Genomic DNA, 25,222 nt, shown 5'->3' with positions numbered 1-25,222 from the left:
GGGCCTATAGCTCAGCTGGTTAGAGCGCACGCCTGATAAGCGTGAGGTCGGTGGTTCGAGTCCACTTAGGCCCACTCAAAAGACATGGAAATATCCATGTCTTTTTATTTTGTGTTGATATGGGCGCATCCTTCCTGATGCTTAGAAAAACAGAGGGGGACGGGAAACCGGCCCCATATCCTCATACACCAACCTCCTCAAGAAAACGATCCAGAATTTCCATGATCTCCTCTGTTTCCTTTTCCCCGATGCCCACAACGACGGTATCCTCAAGGTTCTTCTCATAGGAGTAGGCACTGCCGTGGACGAGTCCATGGTTTGCGGCAGCTTCTTCAAGATTCATGCCAGGCACCCTGATGATGAAGTGCATGCCTGTATGCTCCCCGTGAATCTCGACGGCGTGATGTGCTGCAATCCGCCCGACGATGGTCTCCATCTTCTTCCGGTAGACCTTGCGCATCCTGTTGATGTGTCGGGTCAGATAGCCCTGTTCCATGAAACGGGCGACGATGTGCTGCATCTGCCTGGGTACGTTGCATGAGAGCGCCTTCTGGTAATAAAGTTCAGCAAGTGAGGCGGGCAGCACCATGCAGGACAGCCGCAAAGAGGGATAGAGGGATTTTGAGAATGTGCTCATATAGATGGTGCAATCGTTCTGGTCGAGCCCCTGCAATGAGGGCAGGGGGCGCCCGGTATATCTGAATTCGCTGTCGTAGTCATCCTCGATGATATAGTGGCCATTACGGCTTGCATGGTTCAGCAGCTGGATGCGCTTCTGGAGGGACATGACCGCTCCGCTCGGGAACTGATGGGAGGGGGTGACGTGGACCACCGGATGGGCGAGGTCCGCCACCTGATCGACATCTATGCCGTCTTCAAGCACCCGGGCCGTGTCCATGCCGCTGTCTAGCCGATCGAGCACTTTACGGATGACCGGGTAGCCGGGATCTTCAATCGTCATCTTGGGATACTTCAGCAGGTACAGCACCTGTTCAAGCAGGAATTCCGTCGACGGGCCGATGAATATCTGATCGGTGGAGCATGTGACGCCCCGGTTGATGTTCAGATAGTGTCTGATCTGTTCCTTCAGTACCGTTTCTCCGCTGTCGTCCCCTTTATTCAGGAGTTCGGGGTCCGAATAGACGTCTCTGGCAATCTGCTTCAGCACATCACTCTGGACGAGCGTCGTATCGATGGTGCCGAGCGGCAGCGCATATTCCTTCCTTTCGGGGCGCCTGATTTTGGGGATGGTCTCCGGTGTGCCTTGATTGAGCTGTTCGATGGCGGATACATAGAACCCGCTTTTCTCCCTGCTGTAGATGAGGTCTTCATCCAGCAGCAGGTTATAGGCATGTTCGATGGTCGTCTGGCTGATGGCAAGGTCCGTCTTCAGCTGTCTTTTGCTCGGCAGCTTCTGGTCGCTTGCAAGCTCACCATTCAGTATCTGTTCCCTGAGTGCCGCATATAATTGTTCGAAAAGCGGTGTATCCGCCTGCCTGTCCAGATTAATCAGCATAATCTGACCCCCTAAAATTATTCCAAACTGATACTTCTAAGTATTCAGATTTAATTCTATACTATTTTAATATAATATCAATAGATAGAAGGAGTCGATATAGATGCAACAGACAGGTACTGAGAGAGTCAAAAGAGGCATGGCGGAAATGCAGAAGGGCGGGGTCATCATGGACGTCGTCAACGCGGAGCAGGCGAAGGTGGCCGAGGCGGCAGGCGCCGTCGCAGTCATGGCCCTGGAGCGTGTGCCATCCGATATCCGTGCAGCCGGCGGTGTGGCAAGAGCGTGTGACCCGAGGATCGTCGAGGAAGTGATGAATGCCGTGTCCATACCGGTCATGGCGAAATGCAGAATCGGCCATATCACGGAAGCACGTGTGCTGGAGGCAATGGGCGTCGACTACATCGACGAATCCGAAGTGCTGACACCGGCAGATGAAGTGTTCCACCTGAAAAAGGATGACTACACAGTACCGTTTGTCTGCGGCTGCCGGAACATCGGTGAAGCGGCAAGACGCATAGGAGAAGGTGCAGCCATGCTCAGAACGAAAGGGGAGCCGGGTACAGGCAACATTGTGGAAGCGGTGAGGCATATGCGCATGGTCAACCAGCAGGTCCGTCAGATCGCGGTAATGAGCGATGACGAGCTTATGACCGAGGCGAAGAACCACGGTGCACCATATGACATCCTGAAGGAGATAAAGGAACTGGGCAAACTGCCGGTCGTCAATTTTGCAGCCGGAGGCGTGGCGACACCGCAGGATGCGGCATTGATGATGGAACTGGGTGCAGATGGCGTATTCGTCGGCTCGGGTGTATTCAAGTCCGACAACCCTGAGAAGTTCGCCAAAGCGATTGTGGAGGCGACGACGCACTATCAGGACTATGAACTGATCGGCAAGCTTGCGAAGGAGCTTGGTACAGCAATGAAAGGCCTCGACATCAATCAGCTCTCCCTTGAAGACAGGATGCAGGAGCGCGGCTGGTAATGAGGATCGGCATACTTGCCCTGCAGGGTGCTGTAAGGGAACACAAGAGGATGGTCGAGGCATGTGGGCAGGAAGCGGTCGCCATCAAGCGTGTGGATGAGCTGGCAGATATTGATGGCCTCATTCTTCCCGGCGGTGAATCCACTGCAATGCGGCGGCTGATGGACCGCTACGGCTTCACAGAAGCATTGAGGGAAAGCGACTTGCCGATGTTCGGGACCTGTGCCGGTGTCATCCTGCTCGCTGAGAGGATCATCGGACAGGATGAAGGACATCTCGGCAAGCTCGACATTACCGTCGAACGCAATTCATTCGGCCGGCAGGTGGACAGCTTCGAGGCCGAACTTGATATTGAAGGCATCGGGGAAAAGGCGCTTGCCGTCTTCATCCGGGCGCCCCATATCGATGCTGCAGGCAAAGGGGTACAGGTGCTGTCAAAGGTGGGGGAGAAGATCGTCGCAGTGCGTTCCGACCGCCATCTCGGCATCTCGTTCCACCCCGAACTGACGGATTCGCTCGTCTTTCATCGCTACTTCATCGAAATGGTGCAGGAAAATATGGCCAAAGAAGTATTGGCATAAAATTAAGGTGCAGATCAAATTGATCTGCACCTTTTTCGCTTCTATTGATGCCCACTCTACTCATCCATCTTCAGCCGTGTCTTCCATCCTGCAGAGACCTCGGTGCCATCCTCCACCGGTTCGTGCAGACTGCCTGGAGTATTGGAGGATGCCGGTGCCTCCTCGATGACATTTTTGACATGGTTTGCATTGAACTTTTCGGTAAGTCCTGGCAGCAGGCTTTCAGAGATGGCGGACCCCTTGGTTTTGACGCCGACTTCCACGCTTTCCTGTGGAGTGTCTATAAGACCGATGGTCGCCTCGATAACGCTTTTTGGCTCATCCATCGGCTTCATCTGTGCACGATGCCCGGAATAGTTCCCGGAATGGTCGAACCATGGCGTATCCGTCGCCCATGGATGGACAGTGCATACGTGGATATCCTCATATCCCTCCACCTCCATTTCCCTTTGCAGACCATAGCTCAGGCCGGAGACTGCAAATTTGCTTGCGCTGTAGGTTGTGTAATATGGGAATGGCACTTTGGCGGCAACCGATCCGACATTGATCAAGATGCCGGATTTCTGCGTCTTGAACTGTTTGAGCGCGTACTGGCTGCCGACCATTGTACCGAATACATTGATATCGAGGAGGCGCTTCATATCCTCAACAGGGAGTTCGGTGTAGGATCCGATGAGGCCTACACCCGCCATGTTGATCCATACATCAATCTTCCCGAATTTCTCAAGAGCGGCATCATGGATCCTTTTGACATCCGCTTCCTTGCTGATGTCCGTCGTCACTGCCACAGCCGACGGACCTATTTCTTCGGCGAGCTCCTCGATCAGATGAGTGCGGCGGGCCCCGATTACGACATTTGCCCCTTCTTCAGCAAGCTGCTGTGCGACGCCTTTACCGAGTCCGCTTGAAGCACCGATGATGACTGCCGTCAGTCCTTCCCGTTTCCTATCTGCCATTTCATATTCCCCCAATTCAGAGTAAGATTCAGTACTCCATTTCCCGATATGGCGGGAGATACTCCTGTAAGCGGAAAAGACCGCCTCCTATGCTCTTATGGGACAACTATCTTTTAAAGTAAGATAGTTGACAGCTATAAAGCATTGAACTATAGTATATTATAAGATAGTTGATTGGAGGGTGCCTATGTCAGTTTCAGATCAGATGATGAAAGGACTGCTTGACGGGGCGATTCTTGGCCTCATTGCACAAGGCGAGACATACGGCTATGAGATTCTGGAAAAGCTGAAGGGAAAGGACTTCCCGGAAATCAGCGATGGGAGCATCTATCCCGTATTGCTGCGCCTAAGTAAAAAAGGATACGTGAGTACACAGACCAGAAAGTCCGATACTGGCGGGCCCAAAAGGAAGTACTACTCTGTCACTGAACGTGGCCTGGAAGAATTGGAAGTATTTCGTCATAAATGGACATATCTCAATAGAGGTATGAACAATCTGATGGGGAGTGTTGAAAATGCTGAGTAAGAAAGCGGAGAAATTCCTGCTGGACTTGAGGCTGGAGCTGATGGCCCGGGGAAAAAGCAGTGAAGACATCGAAGAGATGGAGGAAGAATTACGGGATCATCTGACTGAAGCGGAAGCACGCGGTAAAAGTGTCGAGAGTGTTACTGGGGGTTCGGTAAAGGAATATATCAGATCAATATCAGAAGAGCTGTCCTTGGAAGCCGGTCTGAAGAAAAAAGGTGCTTTGCTGCTTGTCTACCTGTTTGGCCTCTTCACGATTCCAAGCCTGCTCAGCGGCCAGTTTGAACTTTCCACCTCACTGATCATCTATTATCTGCTTGTTCTCCTGTTTTTAGGATACGGCTCATTCTATGTAATCAAGGAAATGATCTTGAAGTATGGGGACGATAAGAGAACGTACATCTTTTCCATCGCCTATGAAATATTCGTATTCGCCGGAATGATAGGCGGGCAATTTATTATCCGTTCCCATCCAGGCATCATTATATACGAAGGCAGCCCGGAAATGAATTTCATCATCGGCCTATCTTTACTTGGTGTCTTCCTGATAACGACACTGTTCATGAAGCGGTGGTTCTTCACAGCACTCCTGCTCCTTCTGGCTATGCCTGAGCTGGTAGCCAGGTTTGCTACAGGCGGAGCATCCCCAATGAGTGAGAGGTACCTCATCATTTCCATGGTGGCCCTGTTCATCTCAAATATCATCGTAGTTTTGATTCTGATGTACATGTCAAAAAAGGAAAAGAGTCCAAGCGGATCATAGGGAAAAGATCTCCTTCCATAAAAAATGGGAGGGGATTTTTTATAGGCAGTTGAGCTGCAGGTGAATCTTCCTTTCAGGAAGTATGCAATCAAGTATCCTGCATAATGGAAGTGACGAAATTTTTGAAAGTGACAGGAGGAACTGAAGGATTTCTCTTTTGTGGTCTATACAAAAATGATGATATGCTTTTGTCTATCATATTGACAATATTTATAAAAGTCATATAATTGGTGAGGTGTTTTTATTTATCATTTTTAATGGAAGGTCCCGAAGGGGGCCTGTCATATTATCCATATTGAACGGATTTCTTAAACTGATGGGGATCAGGGGGAGTATCCAAAGGGGTGCCACGGCGTGACCGCCGTCCTTAAAATGGTACTTTTTTTATTATAGGAGTGTTCTGATGAATCGTTTAGTATTGATTTCCGGCCTGATGCTTTTTTCGTTGTTCTTTGGTGCAGGCAACCTGATATTCCCTCCAATGCTAGGACACCAGGCAGGTGTGGACATGTGGCCGGCGATGGCCGGTTTCATCGTCACTGGTGTATTGCTGCCGCTTCTGGCTGTTATTGTCGTGGCCTATTTCGATGAAGGGGTGGAGCGGATGGGCCGGCCTGTCCATCCGGTGTTCGGCATGGTGTTTGCTGTTTTGGTCTATCTGTCGATCGGTGCATTGTACGGCATACCGAGAGCGGCGAATGTGGCGTATGAGGTGGGAACTGCAAATCTTCTGCCAGTTCATGATGCATCTACACTCATCGGCTTTTCTGTTGTGTTCTTCATCATCGTTTTCTTGGTGGCATTGAATCCGGCGAAGATTGTCGACAGCATCGGGAAGTATCTGACGCCCATTCTGCTGATTGCGATTGCACTGCTTTCCGTATTTGCAGTCTTCCGGCCGGAGACCCCACTGCAGCCGGCCCAGGGTGGATATGGCAGCGCCCCGGTGGTGTCGGGCATCCTGGAGGGCTACTTTACAATGGACCTCATCGGGGCTTTGGCGTTTTCGATGGTGATCATAAGCGGCCTTAAATATTCAGGTGTCACCGAGAGGGCGGGAATCGTCTCCCATGTCCTGAAGGCCGGCGTGCTTTCATCCGTCCTTCTGATGGTGATCTATTTGGCATTGGCCTATATCGGCGGTACGACAGCACGCGGCGGCTATGAAAACGGCACGGACATCCTTACATACAGTTCGATGCGGCTTTTTGGCAGTTCTGGAGATATGATCTTCTCTGCGATTGTTGTTGTGGCCTGTCTGACGACATGCATCGGGCTGGTCAATGCGTGTTCGGAGTTCGGCTCCAGACATTACAGCAGGATTCCATATAAGGTGTACGTCTTTGTCTTCACCGCTGCCGGGTTCCTGTTCACGACGCTCGGCTTGAATACGATACTTTCCCTGGCGGCGCCACTGCTTGCATTTCTTTATCCGGTGTCGATTGTGCTTGTAGTGGTCTCATTCTTGAATATATTCATCCATTTCGAAATGAAATATGCCTATGTGCTTCCCGTTGTGGCCACGATTCCAATTTCCATCGTGGAGATCATCCATACGAACGGCCTCTTGAGGATGGGAGCCATTTCCGATATATATACGGCATTGCCATTGACCGAGGTGTCGCTCGGATGGCTGCTGCCCTTTGCAGCAATGACGCTGATCGGACTCGCTGCCGACTGGAGGAGGGAAAGCCATATCGATGCCAGGGGGCGTCAGACGGTCTATTGAATATGCAATATACAAAGAGGAGGCGGATCATACCATTTGGTATGATCCGCCTCCTCTTTTGATTCTATTCCTCCTCGAGGACCGCATCCAGATACTCTCTATTTACGAGCCCTTCGACATCATCAGATGGAATGTAGCCGGCCTCCATGCTGATGGTCGCCATCTCCTGGATTACATCTTCGTTGATTTCATACGCCGGATTCAGTCGGTTGCTGGCTTCGAGCGTTTCATCGAAGTCGAGGGTGTTGCCCGTTATTTCTTCGATATGGTCCACAAAGATCTGTACCGCCTCTTCATTGTTGTTTTCAATGAAGTCGATGGCTTCAAGGTGTGCCCTCAGATAATCCTGCGTAAGCTCGGGGTTGTTTTCTGTAAACGTATTATTCGCTGTGACGACCGTGGTCGTCAGGTCGGTGCCCCATGCAAACTCTTCTTCATCAAGCAGGATGGATGCATTGGCCTGGTTCTCCAGGAATACGCCCCAAGGTTCCTGTGTGGCCGCTGCATCGACATCACCCTGCAGGAAGAGTGTGGAGGTATCGGCAGGTGCCTGTGGTACGAGGCTCACTGTGCCGCCTGCATCCTCAATGTTCAGACCAACTTCCTGAAGCTCCTTGCGGAGCATGATGTCCTGAGTGGAACCGATGGTCGGCACGGCGACACGTTTGCCATCAAGGTCTTCGACGCTTTCGATGCCGGAGTCTTCTGCTGTTGCGAGGACGGCGCCTCCATTGACGGCACCTGCAATGATTTCATGTCCTGAGTTGCGCTGGTATGTCGTCGTGGCAGGCGTCGGACCGACTGTTCCGATGTCGAATTCGTCAGTGGACAGTGCTTCCATGAAGGCACTGCCATTCGGGAATGTCATCGTATCGATGGTGACGTCCTCTCCGAATGCTTCTTCAAAGTAGCCGTTTTCCAACGCAACGATGGTTGCGATATGTGTAAAGTTCGGGAAATATGCGATGCGGACTTCATCCGCCGTCTCTTCGGCATTGCCGCTGTCGCTGCTTTCACCACTGCATCCGGCGATGACCAAAAGCAGCAGGACGGTGAGTACGGGTAAGAATTTTTTCATAATGGGGGTTCCCTCCATAATCATTTTAGGTTCCGAGTCCCCAGCGTCTTGAGACGGAACGTTCCATTCTCAGGAAGACCTGGTTGTCGATGATGGTGCCGATGATGCCGATGACAATCATGATGGACAGCACGAGATCCATTGCCTGGATTGACCGTCCGAGGTCGAGCAGGTGTCCGAGGCCGCCGGCTGCACCGAGCAGTTCACCAGCCATGATGGCCCGCCATGCGAATGCCCAGGCAACACGCAGTCCCGATATGATGTGGGGGACAGAGGCGGGTATGATGACGGTCCGTAGAAGATGGGTGCCGGAAGCACCAAGCGTACGTGCAGCATCGATGTAGATGCTCGGGACATTCTTGAATCCGGCACTTGAGTTGACGGTCATCGTCCATGTCGCTCCAATGGCGACGATGAACAGGATGGCGACATTGCCGAGTCCAAACCATACGATGGCGAGTGGGAACCATACGATGCTCGGGATGGACTGGAGTGCCGTTACGAAGAATCCGAGTGTATCATCGACCCATTTGTAGCGGGCGATGAGGAATCCGAATGTAAGTCCGAGTATGACGGCAATGAAGAATCCGATCAGGAGCCTTCCAAGGGTGATGCCGGTCGCTTCGAGAATCTGACCGGAAAGTATGCCGGTTACGAGGGTCTTGATTACAGTCACCCCGCCCGGATCATTTGGGATGATCAGGGGAGGAAACATGAATGTCGGGAAAAACTGCAGTTTAGATATGACTTCCCATATCGCTATTATCACGATCACGAACGTTATCCGTCTTAAAACGGTAGTCATCGCCGAATTCCTCCTTCAATACCTTATTCATCTCTTCTTCCAGTTCCGCCATGACACGCTTTTCCAGATCGACGATGACACTGTCTGAAGGATTGCGTGGGCGTGAAGCCTGGACGGTGAATGATTTCTTGATGGTGCCCGGCCGTGTACTCATCAGAAGGACGCGGTCGGATAATGTCAGGGCTTCTCTGATATTGTGGGTGATGAAAAGTATCGTTTTTCCCGTCTTCTGCCAAATGTCCTGGAGTTCCTGATGCAGGACGAGGCGTGTCTGTTCATCCAGTGCTGCAAATGGTTCATCCATCAGCAGGACGTCCGGATCCATGACGAGCGCACGTGCAATCGCCACCCGCTGCTTCATGCCCCCGGACAGTTCATGCGGATAGGCACCGGTGAAGTTGCCGAGGTGGACCATGCGCAGACCTTCCATGGCCTTTTCCTCAGCCTCCGCTTTGCTCATCTTCTTGATCTTCAATCCATATGTAACGTTCTCAAGCACTGTCATCCATGGGAAGAGCCCGCCTTCCTGGAAGACTACGACCCGATCGGTACCCGGGCCGGTTATGGATGTATCATTGACCTTCAGTTCCCCTGAAGAAGGATGGCTCAACCCGGCTATCAACTTCAGTATCGTCGATTTGCCGCATCCTGAGGGTCCGAGTAGGGAGACGAATTCCCCCGCTTCAATACTGAAATCGATGTCCTCAAGGACAGGGAGTGTTTCGTTCTTTCCCTTGGTGAAGGACTTGTTCACGTTCTTCAAATCCACTTTCATCGCATATCAACCCTTCGTATAATTCTGACTTTCAATATATGAATTATATATGAAGAACTTTTCAATTACAAGCACTTAAGTAGGAATTAAACCGTCGATTTCTGAAAATATAAAAATCCCCTTGAATACTTCAAGGGGACTGCAACTACCATTCTTCTATTTCTCCACGAACTTTGTAGGAGAGATTCTCTCCGTGGCGTGCTTCGAGCCGGGCTTCCACATCTCCAAGGGAGACGCCCTGATGCTTGAGCAGCACGAGGGTATGGTAGAGGAGGTCGCTCGTTTCATCAATGAGCTCCTCCCGATCACCATTTTTTGATGCGATGACGACCTCAGTCATCTCCTCGCCGCATTTCTTCAGGATCTTGTCGATGCCTTCATCGGTAAGATACTTCGTGTAGGACCCTTCCTCAGGATTTTCCACCTTGCGGTCGACGATCTTTTCAAGCGTCTGCAGATTGAAATGATCGTCGCCGAAGCAGCTTTGTGTGCCAAGGTGGCATGTAGGGCCCTTCGGTTCCACCTGGATGAGGAGTGCATCCGAATCGCAGTCGAGCGCTATGCTTTTGACGACCTGTACATTACCGCTCGTCTCGCCCTTTTTCCACAAGCGCTCCTTTGAACGGGAGTAGAACCATACGACTTTCTCTTCTGTAGTCTTCTGATAGGCCTCTTTATTCATGAAGCCGTTCATCAGGACCTGTCCAGTCCGCTCGTCCTGAAGGATGACGGAAAGCAGCCCGCCGCCTTTTTCGAAATCCGGTTTCATGTCGTCCTCACCTCTATTTCCGCATTCTGCAACGTTTCTTTCAAATCTTTGATCTCCACTTCCCTGTTATGGAAGATGGAGGCGGCCAGTCCGGCAGAGACTTCCGTCTGACGGAACAGTTTGGTGAAATGCTCTGGGCTGCCTGCGCCGCCGCTTGCGATGATGGGGATATCCACCATTTTGTTGGCCTGCTTCAGGAATGCAATGTCGAATCCCTGTTTGACCCCGTCATGGTCCATGCTCGTGATGAGCAGCTCCCCGGCCCCCAGTGCCTCGCACTGCACAATCCAGTCGAATGCGCGTATATCAGTCTTCTTGGAGCCGCCGTGCGTATGGATGAAGTAGTCATCTTCGGCTTCGTCGTATTTCACATCGACCGCGACGCAGATGCACTGGCTGCCGAAGACTTCGCTCGCTTCCCTGATCAGTTCCGGATTCCTGATGGCTGCAGAGTTGATGCTGACCTTGTCCGCACCGGCATTGAGCAGCTGGCGGATGTCGTCTATGGAGGAGATGCCGCCGCCGATGGTCAATGGTATGAACAGGGTCTTGGCGGTCTCGCGGATGACATCGATCATCAGGTCATGGCCGTCCTGCGTCTTTGAAATATCCAGGAAGACGAGTTCGTCGGCGCCTTCCTGATTGTAGCGTGCAGCAAGCTCGACCGGATCTCCGACATCACGGAGTCCGACGAAATTGACGCCTTTGACCACGCGGCCCTCCTTGACATCAAGACATGGAATGATGCGTTTTTTGATCATCTTATATCCCTCCAGAATTCATCACTGTGGCTCGCCTTGCCGACGATGGCTTGCGTGATGCCCATCGTTTCGAGTCTGTCCAGGTCATCTTTGCTCCTGACACCGCCGCTTGCGATGACCGCATGGCGGGTCAGTCCATTGATGCGCTGGGTGTTTTCGAAGTTCGGCCCCTGGTTCATGCCATCCTTGTTGATGTCGGTATAGATGATGCCGGCGATATCAAGGGGTTCGATCTTCTTCAGATAGTCATCGATCGTGATGCCGCTGTTCTCCGTCCAGCCGTTGACATAGATGTCGTTTTCCCTCGCGTCCACACCGACGAAGATGCGGCCGGGGAATCGGCTGACGACGGCTTCAAGCCAGTCGAGATCCATGATCGCCCGTGTACCCAGGATGAAATAGTTGATGCCGATGGCGTCATACTGTTCAATCGTTTCAGTTTCCCTGAGCCCACCGCCGATCTGGAGGGGCAGGTCGGTCTTTTCCTTCAGTTTCTGGATGACCGTCGTCTCCTGGGCGCCCTGTTTGAGCGCACCCATCAAGTCGACGATATGGATGCGTGCGACCTGTTCGAAGCTGCTGTAGAAGGCGATGGCTTCTTCAGGTGTACGCTTCATGGCCGTCTTCTTGCCGTAGTCGCCCTGTGTCAGACGGACATTCTGGCCGTCTATGATGTCTATTGCTGGAATGATGTTCATCTATATGCCTCCTTCTATGGCCTGTTTCAATATTTCCACACCGATATCACCGGATTTTTCCGGATGGAACTGGATGCCGATGATATTCCCTTTTTTGACGACGGCGGGCACCGTTACGCCGTATTCCGCCGTAGCGATGGTGGTGTCCGTACCGGTCGCCATGAAGCTGTGCACAAAATAGACATCCTTGCCATCAAGTACGGGGGACGGACTCTCAAGTGTGTTCCAGCCGAGATGCGGGACGGGGTGGGGCGTCTCCATCCTGGTGATGCTGCCCGTAAGCAGCCCGAGTCCCCGCGCATTGCCCTCCTCGCTTTCTTCGAACAGCAGCTGCATGCCGAGGCAGATGCCGATGAACCGCTTCGTCTCCGCCAGCTTCAGCAGGTCCTCCCTGATGCCGAGGCGGGTGATGGTCTCCATTGCATTGCCGAAGTGGCCGACGCCCGGCAGCAGGATAGCTTCACATTCCGCCAGGTCTTCGTACTTGCTTGAAAGGATATACTCATATCCAAGCTTCTCGAGCGCATTCTTTATGTTCTGTATATTGCCGAGCGAATAGTCGATGATGCCGATCATTCGATGACGCCCTTCGAAGATGGGATGCCGGCGTCACTCGGAGCGAGGGCCGCCTTCAGGCTGCGGGCAAACGCCTTGAAGACCGCTTCGATCTCATGGTGTGTATTGCCGCCCTTCAGCAGGTCGATATGGAGCGTCATGCGGCTGTTCATGCTGACCGCATTGAAGAACTCCATGACGAGTTCAGTGTCGAACGTGCCGACCGTCTCCTTCGAGAATGCCGCCTGGAAGTTCAGGTGAGGCCGGCCGGAGAGGTCGAGCACTACACGCGCAAGGGATTCGTCCATCGGGATGTATGTCGTGCCGTAGCGCTGGTAGGATTCTTTTTGCACGTAGAGTTCACGCAGCATCTGGCCCAGTATGATGCCGACATCCTCTACAGTATGGTGGGCATCGACCTCAAGGTCGCCATCCGCTTCCACCTCGAGATAGAGGCCCGAGTGGAAGCTGAACAGTGTGAGCATATGGTCGAAGAAGCCCACTCCTGTCGAAATGGAGGAGTCCCTGAATGATTTTTCGTCATCGAGTGATATGGAGATCTTCGTCTCCTTTGTTGCTCTTTCCTTCTTGATCATATTGATTGCTCCATTCTTTGATTAATTGGTTGAGCTCGTCGTAGTCCTCCGGCCGGATTATCGAGTATCTGACGACATCCCCGAGCGGTGCGGCATCATACATCCTTGGCTGATAGCCATTCTGTAGAAGGTATGTACCGAGTGAACGTGCATGCCTGCCGTATGTGAAGATGAAGTTCGTATGTGATTCGATGATGTTTATTTTACCAGATACCTGGCTGAATGCCTCGGCAAGACGCGCTTTCGAGTCAAGCTGGTAGCGCACGAATGCATCGAGGGCCGCCCCATCCTCGAATATCCTGCTCGCCAGATTCAACGACAATGAATTGACAGGGTAGGGGTGGTTGAGCCGGGTGATCTTCCGGAATGTCTCACCTTCTGCGATGGCGATGCCGACCCTGAGTCCGGCGATGCCGAACATCTTGCTCAGCGTCCGGATGATGAGCACGTGGCTTCCTTCCGGCCGCTTGTAGGCGTGTGCGAATTCAAAATATGCCTCATCGAGGACGAGGTAGCCGCCGACGCCCTCCATGGCATCGGCGAGCGCCTTCAGTTCGCTGTCGGCGAACATCTGGCCTGTCGGGTTATGGGGCACCGATATGAGGAAGAGGGAGGGTTTCTTCTCTTCGACAGACCGGATGACCTGCTCAAAGTCGAACTGGAAATCTTCGTTGCAGGGGACGGTATGGACAGGTACATCCACCTGCTGGGCATATTCATGGTACATCACGAAATCCGGGGCGAGTGTCATGACGCCGTTCTGTCCGAGCGTCATGATGGCCTTCTGGATCCACTCATCCGAGCCGTTGGCCACTTCGACTGTACTGCTGTCTATGCCGTAGTAGTCGGCATAGAGCTGTTTGAAGCGTGTGATTTCATTGCTCGGATACTCATGGATGTGCGTTCCTTTGACGACTTCTGCGATCGCCGCATCACTGAGCGGGGAGATCGGGCTTGTATTGCGGTCCATGTGGATCATTTCATCACTCCGTTCGGATCCGTAGGGATTGGTAGTGGGCGTCCAGCTGTTCGCGTTTCGCGACGGTTTTCGCCGGTCCGGCGATTTCGGTATAGGTCTCCTGCCCGAGGGAGATGACCGCATGGCTCGTCATGAAGTCGTTCACATTGAGTCCATGGCTGAATCTGCCCGTCCGGTCGGTCGGCAGTACATGGGAAGGGCCTGCGGCGTAGTCCCCGATGGCTTCCGGGGAGTAGTAGCCGTTGAATACGGCACCGGCATATCTGATGTTGCGGATGAGCATGTCGGCATCGCGGTGCTGGATGGATACGTGCTCGGGGGCGATATGATTCACCATATCGAGCAGTGCCTCCCGGGAATCCACGACTGCATAATGGTTGTCCATGATGGATGCACGGATGATTTCGCTGCGCGGCTGTGCGTCGATCAGCTTCTCGAGGCGGTCTTCGATTTCCGATATGATTGCTTCGTCTTCACTGAGCAGGAATGTCCGTGCATTCCGGTCATGCTCGGCCTGGGCGAACAGGTCATAGACGATCGCATCGACATGGACGTCCTGGTCCACATAGATGAGTATCTCGCTCGGTCCTGCAATCATGTCGATGCCGACTTCGCCGAAGAGGAGGCGCTTGGCCAAGGCGACATAGTAGTTGCCGGGGCCGACGATCTTGTCAACTTTCGGAATGGACTCCGTGCCGTAGGCAAGCGCGGCGATGGCCTGGGCGCCGCCGACGGTGTAGACATCCTCCACGCCGCATATGTAGAGGGCGGCGAATGTGATGTTGTTCTCATCGAATGTCGGGGTGGTGACATGGATTTCCCTGACGCCTGCAGCGAGTGCAGGCACGACGGTCATCAGTACGCTTGACGGATAGAGCGCCGTACCGCCCGGCACATAGACGCCGATCTTCTCGATCGGGTGGTAGACATACTGGAATTCCCCATCATCCCTGTCTTCATACTTGATGCTCTCCTGATAGCGCTCGATGCGTGTGCGGATCTTCTCGAGCGCCGTCTTCTCCTCATCGGATATGGCATCATAGCTCGCCTTGAGCGCCGATTTAGGCACTTTGAAGGATGCCGGCTTCCTGCCGTCGAACTGCTCCGTATAGTCACGGAGGGCGGCGTCCCCTTCCGTGCGGACGCGTTCGATGATGTCCATCACATCCTTATAGCCGTCGAACCCCGCGCCGGCACGCTTCTGGTCGAATATTTCCGTGAATTCCTGGACATTCATTCGATCACCCCGATTTCCTTGATGAAGTCATAGATTTCGTCCTCTTTTGTATAGAAGGTCCGCTTGTTCGCAATGAGCCGTGCATGGATGTCCATGATCTTCTCGTGCTCGACGAGTCCATTGTCCTTGAGCGTGCCGCCCGTCTGGACGATATCGACGATGCCGTCCGAGAGTCCGAGCAGCGGTGCAAGCTCCACCGAACCGTTCAGGTGGATCAATGAGACATCCTGCCGCTTATTCTTGAAGTACTCATGGGCAATGTTGGTGTACTTCGTCGCGATGACCCTGAATTCCTCCTGGTCGGGCAGGGCGGCCACGGAGAAGTGGCAGTCGCCGAACGGCAGTTGGGAGACATTCAGTATGTTGAATGTGTCTTCGGTGATGATGTCGGAGCCGACGATGCCGAGGTCCGCCACGCCGCTTTCGACATAGGTCGGCACATCCGGCCCTTTGGCGAAGATGAATTTTACATTGTCGACGATGGTGTAGAGCGAGCGTGTCTCGCCATCCAGGGCACGGATGTAGTTGTTCAGGTCATTTTCGTTCATATATTTGAGAAAGTCCTTGAAAAGCCGGCCTTTCGTAAGTGCGACTGTAATCATAGCAATCCTCCGTTAGATAGGTTTACCGCAATGCCAAAAGCGCTGCTGTTGTATTCCCCGCCGCTCAGGAGCGGATAGTCGTGATCCAGGAAGGCCTGGAAATAGAAACCATTGTAGTACGACTGGGGAGATCGGAATGACAGGTCGAGAATGAATTTCATGCCGTAGCCTTCAAGCGCCTGCTTCAGCCTGTCGATGAAGCGCATGATGTCACTATCGCCGAACTCGGCATTCACAAGATCCATCTGATCGCTCACCTTCGCCGAAAGCAGGATATAGAGCGGGTGGGTCTGGCCGAGCTGTTTTTTGAGTTCGGACAGGTTCTTTTCATGGACCAGGTTGCGTATGCCGGAATCAAGGTCATACTTGTCGATGTAGAGGTCGAGCAGCGTATCATCGTTGACCACGATTGAATGGAACTTCTCGCCGTACCCTTCTGTGACGAACGACAGGTGCATATCGATGCTCGCCAGTATCTCCTCATCAGTGGGGCGGTAGAGTTCGACGCCTGCCTGGTGGAATGTCTTGTAGTTCCTCACCACGGGGCCGAAGTACCCGAAGAAGCGCTGGCTGAGATGGTAGTCCTCACTATAGTTGAGCAGGGAACGCGTCCAGTCGCTGCGGATGGAGAAGAGCTGCTCGTTGCGCTCGAATATGATGGTCGAGGAATGGTGGCGCTTGTCGTCGATATTGAAGGGCTCTACCATATTCATGTCGACCAGCTGATAGTTTTCATCGGCAAGCAGTTGTGTATAATCCTGTGCAAATTTCAGGCGTCGGATGATCAAATCATTTTTCATACCATATCTCCTTTAATACTTTAGCGTGATAAAGAATAATCAATAAATCTGATAATAACAAAATAAATGAATGATGACAAGAGATTTCCGACAATTTTGTTTAACACTTTAAAACGCTAAAGTGATTTGATATGATAACCGTATTAATGGAGGGAAACATATGCAAATAGATAGGTTGAGAGGCAAGGAGCTTGATGATCTGTTCGAAGGTATATTGAAGCTTGAAACAGTTGAGGAATGCCATCACTTTTTCGATGACCTATGCACCACAAATGAACTGGTGTCGCTGAAGCAGCGCTTCCAGGTGGCGAAGATGATAAAGGAGGGGCATACGTACTCGAAGGTACAGAATGAAACAGGGGCCTCGAGCGCCACGGTGTCCCGGGTGAAGCGCTGCCTGGACTACGGCAGTGAGGGCTACCATATGATCATCGACAGGATGGAATGAATGACCTTAACTTGGTTAAGGTCATTTTTATTTTAAGTAGGCATAATTATTAATTTTACATATACCGCTACTGCTGCAAGCCATATCCTATCTAATAGGAACGATGATTTCCTCGAAGAACAGGGTGACAAATAAATAATGATCATATATGTATCAAAATCAAGTGCTATCGAGATGCTTGATGAAATGTACAGTCCTCAAAGTAACCTTGTGACAATCAGTACTATTCACATCTGCAAAAAATATGACGATTTCCTTTAAGGTGTTGGATTTCATAATATGAATTTGTAACCTTTTAACTGTATTATCCGTACTGCATAAACAGAGAAAAACCTATGGGAAAATTTGGTTTTGTTGTTGGCTCTCGTATTAAGGAAGGAGAAAGTGTGCATGAAAAAGAATTTGCTTTCCAAAGGGAGTAATCCATGCTTAAAGTGAATGGCCTTCATTATGCTTATGATAGCAGCTATCCTGTTTTAATCTGATATTGATTCTTATATTCTGTTTTTTTGTTGTTTATTTCAGTATTCAAGGGTTAGTAAATCTAAAAAAGGAGTTAGATATGAAAATCGTAGTACGGATTATCAATAGTGCAGCTGCTTCGATTGTGACGACTTTGATTATTTTAACAGTCAGCTTCTTGATATTGCTGTTTTCAAGTGCAGAACTTGGGTATCGCACAGCATATTTTGGTGCTGTATTCTTCGATAGCGCACCCACTTCCTCAGATACTATCGGTATGACTTTTGGAATCAATAATGTAATACCCATTATCGTTACAGTTGCCATTTTCACAGTAGTTTATTATTTCGTTCTTCAATTGATTGCAAAAAATAGATGATATGAGGAAATACTACTATAAATTATATGAGATTAAATTTCTGGATTTTGCAAAGGTATTTCTTCGTAATTACATTGGCTTCATTTTTTGCAGTATTATCGTTCGTATTGCTAATAATTGCATCTAATCAAAAAGTATTGCTGGATATGCTGAGATTCAACTTCATATTATTATTTGGAGTATTTTTATCTTTTGACACTTGCTTTTTCAATATTTTCTGGGCTTACAATCTGGTGTGTATTTTACCAGGGGGAACATTTACTGGTAACTGGGAATGGCACAAATGGGGAGTCAGTGTCAGAGCAGGATGTTCAGTTTAAAGGGATAATTGAATAGCCGTTCAAAATCGGGGGTTTAGTTATCCTATACTACTCAAATGATTAAACATTATAATACTAAACGTTAATTATTTGAAGCGTATTCTTTATTTCCGTAGTCAAGTCATCCGTGCGCCATTCGCGCGAGTAACCGAGACAGGGGCATATATAATGGACGCCCTGATCTGTGAACTGATGGCGGAAATGCACATGTCCCATGATGCTGTAGCGGATGGGATAGTCTTTATAGAAGTTGTCGAAATCGGATGTGCCGATGAAGGCATTGTAGAAATCGAACAGCCGATGCGGTGTCGGCACGGCAAAACTGCGGTGCGTCACCACGTGGGTCATCATGATGATGCTGCGGTCCCCGACCTGCTCAAGGTCCTGCCTGACGGAGTCCGCAAAAGCCTTCGACAGTGCAGGGTCGTCCATCGGCCAGCTTGTCCGTACCTTATCCTGCCATGTGCCGCCATAGAATTTGCCGGTCGCGATCTTCTCCCTGCTGAAGCGGGCATCGGCATAGGAGTAGTCATACCAGCCGCTGTGGCCGACGATGGCCCATCTGTCATCCAGGATGAGCGGGGAGCCGATCATGCTCTCGGGCTGTTCCGTGTAGTATCTGTATATATCGGCACTCGAGACTCCTCCGGATTCGGGCTGCCAATAGTCGTGATTGCCGGGGACGAATCGGATGTCGATGCCAGCCCGGTCCATAAGCGAACGGACGAAGCCGATGGTGATGCGGTAGTCGCTGGAGATGTCCCCGGCGATGAGGAGCAGTTCGATTTTTCTTCTATGGATCTCATCGGCAAGTATCTGTTCAAAGTCGGTGATCGAGTAGTGTGCATGCCTGCGGTCGATATGCAGGTCGGAAATAATGCCTATTCTCATTGTGATCTCTCCGTCATATTCAATGTAACAAGAAGTATTATGCACATTCCGGGATGAAGTCAATCAAAGCGTTCCTATCCATAAAAGAAAGACAGGCCAATTGGCCTGTCTTTCTTAATATCGTATAATCTCAATCTTATGCAAAGAATCCGACGACTGCTGCAGTGAGCACACTGACCAGGGAAGCACCGTATACGAGCTTCAGGCCGAAGTGGGCCACTTTGTTGCCGCTGTCATCATGCAGGCCTTTGACGGAACCTGCGATGATGCCGATGCTTGAGAAGTTGGCGAATGATACCAGGAATACGGAAATCATCGCCTGGGATTTGCGGCTGAATTCGTCCGCCATTCCCGTGTAGTCGAGCATGGCGACGAATTCATTCGTAATCAGCTTCGTCGCCATCAGGCTGCCTGCCTGTTGGGCTTCAGCCCAAGGGATTCCGATGAGGAATGCGATCGGCATGAAGATGTAGCCGAGGACATCCTGGAATGTGATCTCCATTCCCGGGATGAGCAGGAATGCTTCGTTCAGGATGGCGATGAGGGCGATATAACCGATCAGCATCGCTGCAACGGTCATGGCGACTTTCGCACCATCCATGATGTAGTCCCCGAGTATCTGGAAGAATGACTTGCCTGCATCCGGGTTGTCATCGACATCCGCCGCATCTTCCGCGTCCGTCACTTCATACGGATTGAGGATGTGGACGATGACGTATGTACCGAACAGGTTGAGTACGATCGCCGTAACGACATACTGCGGTTCGAGCATTGTCATGTAGGCACCGACGATGGACAGTGATACGGAACTCATCGCCTGTGCAGAAAGCGTATAGAGACGGTGTTTCGGCAGGTGTGGCAGCTGGTTCTTCAGTGAAATGAAGACCTCCGACTGTCCGAGGATCATGGATGCCGCACCGTTGTAGGACTCAAGGTAGCCCATGCCGGTGACTTTGGTCAGCAGGAAACCGAGTCCGCGGATGATCAGCGGCAGCAGTTTGGTGAACTGCAGAATACCGATCAGCGCCGAAATGACGATGATCGGCAGCAGTACATTGAAGAAGAAGACATCCGCCGGAGAACCATCTCCGAGTGTCGTCAGGTCACCCATGACGAACCCGACACCTTCAGCGGCAAAGCCGAGCAGCGTGTTGAATCCGGCTGCCAGGAATTCGATGACGGCCTGGCCGGCACCTGTGGAAAGAAGTATGAAAGCAAAAAGCAGTTGTAGACCGAGCAGGATCAGAATGTTCTTCCATTTTTTGAAGGCAAGCTTGCGGTTGCTGCTCACAAGCCATGCGAGGAAGAAAGTGAATGCGATCCCGATGATACCCATAAGAATATTCAAGAATTTCACCCCATAAAAGATAAGTTGTGTTCATTATATAGCATGGCGTTATTGTCTGTATATGTAATCATGTGACAAAATCATCCCGATTCATTATAATGCAAACGTTTACAGAAATAAAGGGCAAGATATAGAAAACATTACATTTGCCATATTTGATTATAGGATATATAATTTAGTCAAAGAAGGTCAAAAGGGGTGATGTAATGCGCAACATGTCGGATATAATCGAACAGTATCTCAAACAGCTGATTGAAGAGTCCGGCGGTGAAGTCGTGGAAATCAAACGCGCGCATATCGCAGAGAAATTCGACTGTGTCCCCTCACAGCTGAACTATGTGATAAAGACCCGTTTCACCAACGAACATGGCTACACCGTGGAGAGCAAGAGGGGCGGCGGCGGATACATCCGGATCACCAAGGTCGAGACCCATTCCAAGTCAGAGTATCTGGCACGCCTCAAGCAGCTGATCGGCGACGGCATTTCGCAGCAGAATGCCAAGCATATCGTGCAGTCGCTGATGGAGAACGAAGTGATTACCATGAAAGAAGCGAAGATCATAGATGCGGTCCTGGAGAGGGAATCGCTGATGCTCGACCTGCCATACCGCGACCGCCTGCGTGCGAATATACTGACGAGGGTGATTGATGTCATTCTCTACACCGAGGAGTGATTGGATGAAATGCGAATCATGCAACGAAAGAGAGGCAACCATTCATATCTCAAAGGGCAACGGCTTCGAGAAAACTGAAAAGTTTCTGTGTGAGCAGTGCGCCAATGCATCATTTGAGAATGATTTCAGTTATCCTGATGATACATTCAACATCCAGAAGCTGCTCAAATCGCTGTCCGAGCACCCGTCCCTTCAGCAGACAAAGCGGCGTCCGAAGCAGTGTGGGACATGCGGATCCACAATCAACACCATTGTACAGATGGGAAAATTCGGCTGTCCGGACTGCTACGCCACCTTCGGCAGCCAGGCCGCCGACATCATCAGCAGGGTACAGGCCCACCAGTCGGAACATGTCGGGAAGATGCCGGTGAAATCCCGTGCCCATCTGAAAACGAGGAAAAAGCTCGAACAGCTGAGGGGCCGTCTTGAAAAGCTTGTCGAAACCCAGGAGTTTGAAGAGGCGGCAATAGTGCGTGACGAAATCAAAGCGCTGGAAGAGGCAGGTGATAATGATGGAATATAGCCATATCAGTCCCTGGATGCAGGATGTCGAGGAGCTGCCGGTTGAAATGTCCACGCGGGTCAGGCTGGCCCGCAATGTAAGCCATCTGCCCTTTCCCTATATGATGAAGGACAATGACGGCCTTGAGCCGGTGCTTAGGAAGCTGGAAACAGCACTGGATGGTTATCGGCGTGTGGAGATGGATGATCTCCAGTTCGAGGACAAGGCCCTGCTGGTTGAAAAGCACCTGGTGAGCCCATTGTTTACGAAGCGGGGGCTGCTCAGTTATATTAGTGAAGACGAATCCGTTTCCATCATGGTCAACGAGGAGGATCACCTGCGCATCCAGACGATGGGTGTCGGCCTCCCGATGATCGACCTCTATAGAAAAGCGGATGCGATCGATGATATGCTGGAGTCGGAAGTCGATTATGCATTTGACGAAAAATATGGCTATCTTACCGCCTGCCCGACAAACGTCGGCACCGGTCTCCGGGCCTCTGTAATGCTCCATCTGCCGGCGCTCACATTCGGCAGCCGCATCCAGACGCTGGCTGCAAATCTGAGCCGTTTCGGATTTACATTAAGAGGTATATATGGAGAAGGGTCCGTCCCGCTCGGCCATATATACCAGCTGTCGAACCAGCTGACGCTCGGGCAGACGGAAGAAGAGATCATAAACAACCTTGACGAACTGAAAGAACGCATTGTGGAAGAAGAGATGGAGATGCGCTCATGGCTTGAAAGTGAACATCTTCTCGAAGTGAAGGATTCGGTCTACCGCTCCTACGGCCTCCTGAAGCATGCCTACAGGATGCCATTGAAAGAAGCGGCGAAGTGCCTGAGCGACCTGAAGCTCGGCACCGACCTCAAGCTGATTGAACATGAGGATTTCCAGTTCCAGAAGTGGATTCAACTTATTCAGCCAGCATTCATCAAGATGCGCCTGAATGAAAAAGATAAAGAGATCACGTCCTTGGAGCATGCTGTTGAAGAAGAGCGTGCGGCTTTAATGAGACAACTACTAGGAGGGGAATAATATGTTATTTGGGAGACTGACTGAAAGAGCGCAAAAAGTGCTGGCCTATGCACAGGAAGAAGCAATCAACCTCAAGCATTCGAATATCGGAACCGAGCACCTGCTGCTTGGACTCGTGAAGGAAAATGAAGGGATCGCCGCGAAGGTGCTCGAATCCTTCAACATCACAGAAGAGAAAGTGAAGGAGGAAGTGTTCAATCTGATCAACGAAGGCAGCGAACCTTCCTCATCCATCCACTACACGCCGAGAGCGAAGAAGGTCATCGAGCTGTCAATGGATGAAGCGCGCAAGCTCCACCATAATTTTGTGGGTACGGAGCATCTCCTGCTCGGCCTGATCAGGGAGAGTGAAGGCGTGGCCGCACGTGTGCTGTCCAATCTCGACCTGAACATTACGAAGGCCCGTGCTGCAGTCATCAAGATGCTCGGAAACCCCGAGTCGTTCCAGCAGAAGGACGGCATGAAAAAGGATCACAATACACCGACCCTCGATTCACTGGCCCGCGACCTTACGCAGATTGCCCGTGATGAAATGCTCGACCCGGTCATCGGCAGATCCAAGGAGATCACCCGTGTGATTGAAGTCCTGAGCAGAAGGACGAAGAACAACCCGGTACTCATTGGTGAACCTGGTGTCGGCAAGACGGCGATTGCCGAAGGCCTTGCACAGGCGATCATCAAAAACGAAGTGCCGGAAACACTGAAGGACAAGCGCGTCATGTCACTCGACATGGGGACCGTTGTGGCAGGCACGAAGTATCGTGGTGAATTCGAAGAACGCATGAAGAAGGTCATGGAGGAGATCCATAAGGCCGGCAATGTCGTGCTCTTCATCGACGAACTGCACACGCTGATCGGTGCCGGCGGCGCCGAAGGCGCTATCGATGCTTCCAACATCCTGAAGCCTGCGCTTGCACGCGGTGAACTGCAGTGCATCGGGGCGACGACGCTTGATGAATACCGCAAGCACATCGAAAAGGATGCGGCACTGGAGCGCCGTTTCCAGCCTGTACAGGTGGATGAGCCGAACGTCGAGGACGCGATACTGATTCTGAGGGGCCTCCGCGACCGCTATGAAGCCCACCACAGGATCACCATCACGGATGAGGCGCTGGAAGCGGCGGCAGTCATGAGTGACCGTTATGTCCAGGACAGGTTCCTGCCGGACAAGGCAATCGACCTGATCGACGAAGCTTCCTCCAAAGTGAGGCTCAGAAGCTATACGTCCCCGCCGGACCTGAAGGATCTTGAAGGCAAGCTCGAAGCCATCAAGAAGGAGAAGGATGCAGCCGTACAGAGCCAGGAGTTCGAAGCGGCGGCGAACTACAGGGATCAGCAGACGAAACTTGAAAACGAACTCAAAAAACGTGAAGACAACTGGAAGAAGGAACAGGGGCAGGCATCACAGTCTGTGACGCGAAGTGACATTGAACTCGTCATCAGCAGCATCACAGGCATTCCGTTGTCCAAGATCGCAGAGGATGAGTCGGAGAGGCTGATGAACCTGGAGTCCATCCTGCATGACCGTGTCATCGGCCAGGAGGATGCCGTGGCTTCAATCTCGAAAGCGGTCAGAAGGGCACGTGCCGGACTCAAGAATCCGAAGCGTCCAATCGGCAGCTTCATCTTCCTCGGTCCGACGGGTGTCGGTAAGACGGAACTTGCCAGAGCACTCAGCGAAGCGATGTTCGGCGAAGAGGATGCGATGATCCGCGTTGACATGAGTGAGTACATGGAGAAGCATTCCGTCTCCCGTCTCGTCGGTTCGCCGCCGGGCTATGTCGGATATGATGATGGCGGCCAGCTTACGGAAAAAGTGAGAAGGAAACCTTATTCACTCGTACTTTTCGATGAGATCGAGAAGGCCCACCCGGACGTCTTCAACATGCTTCTGCAAGTATTGGATGACGGGCGTCTGACAGACTCCAATGGACGTACCGTCGACTTCAGGAACACGATCATCGTCATGACATCGAACGTCGGTGCCCAGGAGCTCAGGGACAATAAATTTGCAGGCTTTGGTACGACGACACAGTCCCAGGACTATGACACGATCAGAAATACGATGATGAAGGAACTGAAGAACAGCTTCCGTCCGGAATTCATCAACCGTGTGGACGATATCATCGTCTTCCACAGCCTTGAAAAAGAACACCTCAAAGAAATCGTCACACTCATGATCAATCAGTTGACACAGCGCCTGAGCAGCCAGGATATTCACCTTGAAGTTACCGAGTCAGCCACCGAGAAGATTGCAGAGGAAGGGTATGATCCGGAATATGGTGCGCGTCCACTCGCCCGCTCCATCCAGCGTCATATCGAAGATACGCTCAGTGAATCCCTGCTTTCCGGCAACGAACTCGAAGGCAGAGTCGTCACAATCGACTACAAGGATGACGAATTCAGTGTAAGCACGGAAGATAAAGTTGCAGTAGAATAGAAGGA

General features: G+C 51.4%; 27 protein-coding genes and 1 tRNA gene. 12 read left to right on the top strand and 16 right to left on the bottom strand.

What is annotated here, in order from left to right; genetic code table 11:
- Nucleotides 1–74, top strand: a tRNA-Ile gene (locus BO53_RS0104770).
- Nucleotides 75–181: 107 nt separating this feature from the next.
- Here BO53_RS0104770 and pdxR read toward each other — a convergent pair.
- On the bottom strand, nucleotides 182–1,516 hold the full coding sequence (pdxR, locus tag BO53_RS0104765; RefSeq protein WP_037341725.1) for a MocR-like pyridoxine biosynthesis transcription factor PdxR: 1,335 nt from the start codon (nucleotides 1,514–1,516) through the stop codon (nucleotides 182–184).
- Between the two features lie 103 nt (nucleotides 1,517–1,619).
- Here pdxR and pdxS point away from each other — a divergent pair, with 103 nt between their 5' ends.
- Together pdxS and pdxT are read left to right on the top strand one after the other, a co-directional pair.
- Entirely contained in the window at nucleotides 1,620–2,504 is an 885-nt protein-coding gene (gene pdxS / locus BO53_RS0104760) for a pyridoxal 5'-phosphate synthase lyase subunit PdxS (RefSeq protein ID WP_031546019.1), read from the top strand.
- Nucleotides 2,504–3,085 carry a pyridoxal 5'-phosphate synthase glutaminase subunit PdxT gene (gene pdxT / locus BO53_RS0104755; RefSeq protein WP_031546016.1) on the top strand — a complete coding sequence of 194 codons (582 nt, stop codon included), beginning with the start codon at nucleotides 2,504–2,506 and terminating at the stop codon, nucleotides 3,083–3,085. Before pdxS ends, pdxT begins: the two co-directional genes overlap by 1 nt.
- A gap of 56 nt (nucleotides 3,086–3,141) precedes the next feature.
- Here pdxT and BO53_RS0104750 read toward each other — a convergent pair whose 3' ends face one another.
- Nucleotides 3,142–4,041, bottom strand: coding sequence for an SDR family NAD(P)-dependent oxidoreductase (locus BO53_RS0104750; protein WP_031546014.1), 900 nt, complete (start codon nucleotides 4,039–4,041; stop codon nucleotides 3,142–3,144).
- Between the two features lie 187 nt (nucleotides 4,042–4,228).
- On the opposite strand from BO53_RS0104750, the gene BO53_RS0104745 reads away from it, so the two are divergent.
- From BO53_RS0104745 to brnQ, 3 genes are all read left to right on the top strand, one after another.
- The gene (locus BO53_RS0104745; RefSeq protein ID WP_031546012.1) at nucleotides 4,229–4,567 is read left to right on the top strand and encodes a PadR family transcriptional regulator; all 339 of its coding nucleotides are present in this window, start codon (nucleotides 4,229–4,231) and stop codon (nucleotides 4,565–4,567) included.
- On the top strand, nucleotides 4,557–5,330 hold the full coding sequence (locus BO53_RS0104740; RefSeq protein WP_031546010.1) for a DUF1129 family protein: 774 nt from the start codon (nucleotides 4,557–4,559) through the stop codon (nucleotides 5,328–5,330). The genes BO53_RS0104745 and BO53_RS0104740 overlap by 11 nt, the downstream gene beginning before the upstream one ends.
- Nucleotides 5,331–5,733: 403 nt before the next feature.
- Nucleotides 5,734–7,059: a branched-chain amino acid transport system II carrier protein gene (gene brnQ / locus BO53_RS0104735; RefSeq protein ID WP_031546008.1), complete on the top strand. Its 1,326-nt coding sequence runs from the start codon at nucleotides 5,734–5,736 to the stop codon at nucleotides 7,057–7,059.
- A gap of 64 nt (nucleotides 7,060–7,123) precedes the next feature.
- Here the strand turns inward: brnQ and BO53_RS0104730 are convergent, their stop codons facing one another.
- The 12 genes from BO53_RS0104730 to BO53_RS0104675 all read right to left on the bottom strand — a co-directional run bounded on the left by BO53_RS0104730 (nucleotide 7,124) and on the right by BO53_RS0104675 (nucleotide 16,714).
- On the bottom strand, nucleotides 7,124–8,137 hold the full coding sequence (locus BO53_RS0104730) for an ABC transporter substrate-binding protein (protein ID WP_031546006.1): 1,014 nt from the start codon (nucleotides 8,135–8,137) through the stop codon (nucleotides 7,124–7,126).
- A gap of 25 nt (nucleotides 8,138–8,162) precedes the next feature.
- A complete protein-coding gene (locus tag BO53_RS0104725; RefSeq protein WP_031546003.1) occupies nucleotides 8,163–8,942 on the bottom strand; it encodes an ABC transporter permease in 780 nt (259 codons plus the stop codon).
- Complete coding sequence (locus BO53_RS0104720) at nucleotides 8,875–9,717, bottom strand: ABC transporter ATP-binding protein (protein ID WP_031546000.1); 843 nt, start codon at nucleotides 9,715–9,717, stop codon at nucleotides 8,875–8,877. Before BO53_RS0104720 ends, BO53_RS0104725 begins: the two co-directional genes overlap by 68 nt.
- A gap of 145 nt (nucleotides 9,718–9,862) precedes the next feature.
- Complete coding sequence (gene hisIE, locus BO53_RS0104715; RefSeq protein ID WP_031545998.1) at nucleotides 9,863–10,486, bottom strand: bifunctional phosphoribosyl-AMP cyclohydrolase/phosphoribosyl-ATP diphosphatase HisIE; 624 nt, start codon at nucleotides 10,484–10,486, stop codon at nucleotides 9,863–9,865.
- Entirely contained in the window at nucleotides 10,483–11,247 is a 765-nt protein-coding gene (hisF, locus tag BO53_RS0104710) for an imidazole glycerol phosphate synthase subunit HisF (protein ID WP_031545995.1), read from the bottom strand. The genes hisIE and hisF overlap by 4 nt, the downstream gene beginning before the upstream one ends.
- Nucleotides 11,244–11,945, bottom strand: a complete 702-nt coding sequence (hisA, locus tag BO53_RS0104705; RefSeq protein WP_031545992.1) for a 1-(5-phosphoribosyl)-5-[(5-phosphoribosylamino)methylideneamino]imidazole-4-carboxamide isomerase — start codon at nucleotides 11,943–11,945, stop codon at nucleotides 11,244–11,246. The genes hisF and hisA overlap by 4 nt, the downstream gene beginning before the upstream one ends.
- Complete coding sequence (hisH, locus tag BO53_RS0104700) at nucleotides 11,946–12,521, bottom strand: imidazole glycerol phosphate synthase subunit HisH (protein WP_031545990.1); 576 nt, start codon at nucleotides 12,519–12,521, stop codon at nucleotides 11,946–11,948.
- Nucleotides 12,518–13,096 carry an imidazoleglycerol-phosphate dehydratase HisB gene (gene hisB, locus BO53_RS0104695; protein ID WP_031545988.1) on the bottom strand — a complete coding sequence of 193 codons (579 nt, stop codon included), beginning with the start codon at nucleotides 13,094–13,096 and terminating at the stop codon, nucleotides 12,518–12,520. Before hisB ends, hisH begins: the two co-directional genes overlap by 4 nt.
- Nucleotides 13,041–14,075, bottom strand: coding sequence for a pyridoxal phosphate-dependent aminotransferase (locus tag BO53_RS0104690; protein ID WP_037341722.1), 1,035 nt, complete (start codon nucleotides 14,073–14,075; stop codon nucleotides 13,041–13,043). The genes hisB and BO53_RS0104690 overlap by 56 nt, the downstream gene beginning before the upstream one ends.
- A gap of 4 nt (nucleotides 14,076–14,079) precedes the next feature.
- Nucleotides 14,080–15,312, bottom strand: a complete 1,233-nt coding sequence (hisD, locus tag BO53_RS0104685) for a histidinol dehydrogenase (protein WP_031545984.1) — start codon at nucleotides 15,310–15,312, stop codon at nucleotides 14,080–14,082.
- Nucleotides 15,309–15,914, bottom strand: coding sequence for an ATP phosphoribosyltransferase (hisG, locus tag BO53_RS0104680; RefSeq protein WP_031545983.1), 606 nt, complete (start codon nucleotides 15,912–15,914; stop codon nucleotides 15,309–15,311). Before hisG ends, hisD begins: the two co-directional genes overlap by 4 nt.
- On the bottom strand, nucleotides 15,911–16,714 hold the full coding sequence (locus tag BO53_RS0104675; RefSeq protein ID WP_031545980.1) for an ATP phosphoribosyltransferase regulatory subunit: 804 nt from the start codon (nucleotides 16,712–16,714) through the stop codon (nucleotides 15,911–15,913). The genes hisG and BO53_RS0104675 overlap by 4 nt, the downstream gene beginning before the upstream one ends.
- A gap of 160 nt (nucleotides 16,715–16,874) precedes the next feature.
- Here BO53_RS0104675 and BO53_RS0104670 point away from each other — a divergent pair, with 160 nt between their 5' ends.
- Both BO53_RS0104670 and BO53_RS0104665 read left to right on the top strand, forming a co-directional pair.
- Complete coding sequence (locus BO53_RS0104670) at nucleotides 16,875–17,162, top strand: YerC/YecD family TrpR-related protein (protein WP_031545977.1); 288 nt, start codon at nucleotides 16,875–16,877, stop codon at nucleotides 17,160–17,162.
- A gap of 562 nt (nucleotides 17,163–17,724) precedes the next feature.
- Nucleotides 17,725–18,003, top strand: coding sequence for a hypothetical protein (locus BO53_RS0104665; RefSeq protein WP_031545975.1), 279 nt, complete (start codon nucleotides 17,725–17,727; stop codon nucleotides 18,001–18,003).
- A gap of 395 nt (nucleotides 18,004–18,398) precedes the next feature.
- Here the strand turns inward: BO53_RS0104665 and BO53_RS0104660 are convergent, their stop codons facing one another.
- On the bottom strand, nucleotides 18,399–19,214 hold the full coding sequence (locus BO53_RS0104660; protein WP_031545972.1) for a metallophosphoesterase: 816 nt from the start codon (nucleotides 19,212–19,214) through the stop codon (nucleotides 18,399–18,401).
- A 136-nt stretch (nucleotides 19,215–19,350) separates the two neighbouring features.
- A complete protein-coding gene (locus BO53_RS0104655) occupies nucleotides 19,351–20,562 on the bottom strand; it encodes a NupC/NupG family nucleoside CNT transporter (protein ID WP_156956089.1) in 1,212 nt (403 codons plus the stop codon).
- 206 nt (nucleotides 20,563–20,768) lie between these two features.
- On the opposite strand from BO53_RS0104655, the gene BO53_RS0104650 reads away from it, so the two are divergent.
- From BO53_RS0104650 to BO53_RS0104635, 4 genes are read left to right on the top strand one after another with little or no spacing between them, the layout of a single operon-like run.
- A complete protein-coding gene (locus BO53_RS0104650) occupies nucleotides 20,769–21,236 on the top strand; it encodes a CtsR family transcriptional regulator (RefSeq protein ID WP_031545967.1) in 468 nt (155 codons plus the stop codon).
- A gap of 4 nt (nucleotides 21,237–21,240) precedes the next feature.
- Nucleotides 21,241–21,759, top strand: a complete 519-nt coding sequence (locus BO53_RS0104645) for a UvrB/UvrC motif-containing protein (RefSeq protein WP_031545964.1) — start codon at nucleotides 21,241–21,243, stop codon at nucleotides 21,757–21,759.
- Nucleotides 21,746–22,777 (top strand): protein arginine kinase, encoded by a 1,032-nt coding sequence (locus BO53_RS0104640; RefSeq protein ID WP_031545961.1) that lies wholly within the window; start codon nucleotides 21,746–21,748, stop codon nucleotides 22,775–22,777. Before BO53_RS0104645 ends, BO53_RS0104640 begins: the two co-directional genes overlap by 14 nt.
- A gap of 1 nt (nucleotide 22,778) precedes the next feature.
- The gene (locus tag BO53_RS0104635) at nucleotides 22,779–25,217 is read left to right on the top strand and encodes an ATP-dependent Clp protease ATP-binding subunit (protein ID WP_031545958.1); all 2,439 of its coding nucleotides are present in this window, start codon (nucleotides 22,779–22,781) and stop codon (nucleotides 25,215–25,217) included.
- Nucleotides 25,218–25,222 lie beyond the last annotated feature (5 nt).

Source organism: Salinicoccus luteus DSM 17002 (assembly GCF_000712035.1).
In the GTDB taxonomy this organism is placed as follows: Bacteria; Bacillota; Bacilli; order Staphylococcales; family Salinicoccaceae; genus Salinicoccus; species Salinicoccus luteus.
Note: the sequence above shows the minus strand (reverse complement) of the source record. Positions and strands in the feature narration are given on the sequence as shown.